Origin of the sequence: Rhizobium sp. AQ_MP, from assembly GCF_014237835.1 — a bacterium.
GTDB lineage: Bacteria > Pseudomonadota > Alphaproteobacteria > Rhizobiales > Rhizobiaceae > Allorhizobium.
Genome location: NZ_JACJVI010000043.1, coordinates 1 through 3,136, shown reverse-complemented (window position 1 = coordinate 3,136; position 3,136 = coordinate 1). Strand labels below are relative to the sequence as shown.

General features: G+C 53.0%; 1 rRNA gene. It reads left to right on the top strand.

The features are described 5' to 3' along the window. Positions 1 to 282 precede the first annotated feature (282 nt). Positions 283 to 3,136 (top strand): 23S ribosomal RNA (locus H6M51_RS24090); the annotation flags it as partial.

Below are 3,136 nucleotides of genomic sequence, written 5' to 3'. Positions count from 1 at the left end.
GTCACCTCTGACGGATTGCTGATGATCGTTGCCTGACCGCGCGATCCCGGATTTAATCTCGAGAAGCTGGTCTTAAAGATCCGGCACAAGTGAGCTGCTCGGCGTAGCTCCAATAAAGTGACCGGATCGAACACGTCGATGGCATCTGAATGGTCTGGTTGTAAAAGGTAGCCGGACTGGTGAGATGATAGGATTTAGGCAGTAGGCAGTAGGTTTTAGGATCTATTGGCTAATGCCTATTGGCTATTGTCTTTCCTATAGATGAGCATTGGCAATGAGAACGATTAAGTGTCGTAAGGGCATTTGGTGGATGCCTTGGCATGCACAGGCGAAGAAGGACGTGATACGCTGCGAAAAGCCGTGGGGAGCTGCGAATGAGCTTTGATCCATGGATCTCCGAATGGGGCAACCCACCTTAAATGCTTGGAAAATCATTTTGGTTGTTGGCTCTTTGAGCCAACGGTACGGCGAACGATCGCCGACGGACTGTCGTCCTGTATGGGAGTTTCCCTTACAGCGCGGTAGCGCGTCGTCGCTCGTGCGGCGTTCTTCAAAACCAAAATGGTTTCCAAGCATTGTTATAAGGTATCTAACCTTCGAATACATAGGGGTTAGAAGCGAACGCAGGGAACTGAAACATCTAAGTACCTGCAGGAAAGGACATCAACCGAGACTCCGCAAGTAGTGGCGAGCGAACGCGGACCAGGCCAGTGGCAATGAGGAATAAAGCTGAACAGGTTGGAAAGCCTGGCTATAGTGGGTGATAGCCCCGTAAGCGTAGAACACTCATTGTCCTTGAGTAAGGCGGGACACGTGAAATCCTGTCTGAACATGGGGAGACCACTCTCCAAGCCTAAGTACTCGTGCATGACCGATAGCGAACAAGTACCGTGAGGGAAAGGTGAAAAGCACCCCGACAAGGGGAGTGAAATAGAACCTGAAACCGGATGCCTACAAGCAGTCGGAGGCCGCAAGGCTGACGGCGTACCTTTTGTATAATGGGTCAACGACTTAGTGTAACTAGCAAGCTTAAGCCGGTAGGTGTAGGCGCAGCGAAAGCGAGTCTGAACAGGGCGTTCAGTTAGTTGCATTAGACCCGAAACCGAGTGATCTAGCCATGAGCAGGCTGAAGGTTGGGTAACACCAACTGGAGGGCCGAACCCGCATCTGTTGCAATAGATTGGGATGACTTGTGGCTAGGGGTGAAAGGCCAATCAAACTCGGAGATAGCTGGTTCTCCGCGAAATCTATTTAGGTAGAGCGTCGACCGAATACCCCAGGGGGTAGAGCACTGGATGGGCTATGGGGACTCACCGTCTTACTGATCCTAACCAAACTCCGAATACCTGGGAGTACTAGTCGGCAGACACACGGCGGGTGCTAACGTCCGTCGTGAAGAGGGCAACAACCCTGACCTCCAGCTAAGGTCCCCAAGTCATGGCTAAGTGGGAAAGGATGTGAGGATCCCAAAACAACCAGGATGTTGGCTTAGAAGCAGCCATCATTTAAAGAAAGCGTAACAGCTCACTGGTCTAAATAAGGGTCTTTGCGCCGAAAATGTAACGGGGCTAAAGCCATGCACCGAAGCTGAGGATGTGCAGCAATGCACGTGGTAGCGGAGCGTTCCGTAAGCCTGTGAAGGGAGACCCGTGAGGGCTCCTGGAGGTATCGGAAGTGCGAATGTTGACATGAGTAACGATAAAGGGGGTGAGAGACCCCCTCGCCGAAAGACCAAGGGTTCCTGCTTAAAGTTAATCTGAGCAGGGTTAGCCGGCCCCTAAGACGAGGCGGACACGCGTAGTCGATGGGAACCACGTTAATATTCGTGGGCCTGGTGGTAGTGACGGATTGCGTAACTTGTTCATTCTTATTGGATTGAATGGGCGAGGAAGCGGTTCCAGGAAATAGCTCCACCGTACAGACCGTACCCGAAACCGACACAGGTGGTCAGGTAGAGTATACCAAGGCGCTTGAGAGAACTATGTTGAAGGAACTCGGCAAATTGCACGCGTAACTTCGGAAGAAGCGTGACCCCTTTTGACGCAAGTCAGATGGGGTGGCACAGACCAGGGGGTAGCGACTGTTTATCAAAAACACAGGGCTCTGCGAAGTCGCAAGACGACGTATAGGGTCTGACGCCTGCCCGGTGCTGGAAGGTTAAGAGGAGAGGTGCAAGCTTTGAATCGAAGCCCCAGTAAACGGCGGCCGTAACTATAACGGTCCTAAGGTAGCGAAATTCCTTGTCGGGTAAGTTCCGACCTGCACGAATGGCGTAACGACTTCCCCGCTGTCTCCAACATAGACTCAGTGAAATTGAATTCCCCGTGAAGATGCGGGGTTCCTGCGGTCAGACGGAAAGACCCCGTGCACCTTTACTATAGCTTTACACTGGCATTCGTGTCGGCATGTGTAGGATAGGTGGTAGGCTTTGAAGCAGGGACGCCAGTTTCTGTGGAGCCATCCTTGAAATACCACCCTTATCGTCATGGATGTCTAACCGCGGTCCGTCATCCGGATCCGGGACAGTGTATGGTGGGTAGTTTGACTGGGGCGGTCGCCTCCGAAAGAGTAACGGAGGCGCGCGATGGTGGGCTCAGACCGGTCGGAAATCGGTCGTCGAGTGCAATGGCATAAGCCCGCCTGACTGCGAGACTGACAAGTCGAGCAGAGACGAAAGTCGGTCATAGTGATCCGGTGGTCCCGTGTGGAAGGGCCATCGCTCAACGGATAAAAGGTACGCCGGGGATAACAGGCTGATGACCCCCAAGAGTCCATATCGACGGGGTTGTTTGGCACCTCGATGTCGGCTCATCGCATCCTGGGGCTGGAGCAGGTCCCAAGGGTTTGGCTGTTCGCCAATTAAAGCGGTACGTGAGCTGGGTTCAGAACGTCGTGAGACAGTTCGGTCCCTATCTGCCGTGGGTGTAGGAATATTGACAGGATCTGTCCCTAGTACGAGAGGACCGGGATGGACATATCTCTGGTGGACCTGTTGTCCTGCCAAGGGCATAGCAGGGTAGCTATATATGGAAGGGATAACCGCTGAAGGCATCTAAGCGGGAAACCCACCTGAAAACGAGTATTCCCTATCAGAGCCGTGGAAGACGACCACGTTGATAGGACGGGTGTGGAAGTG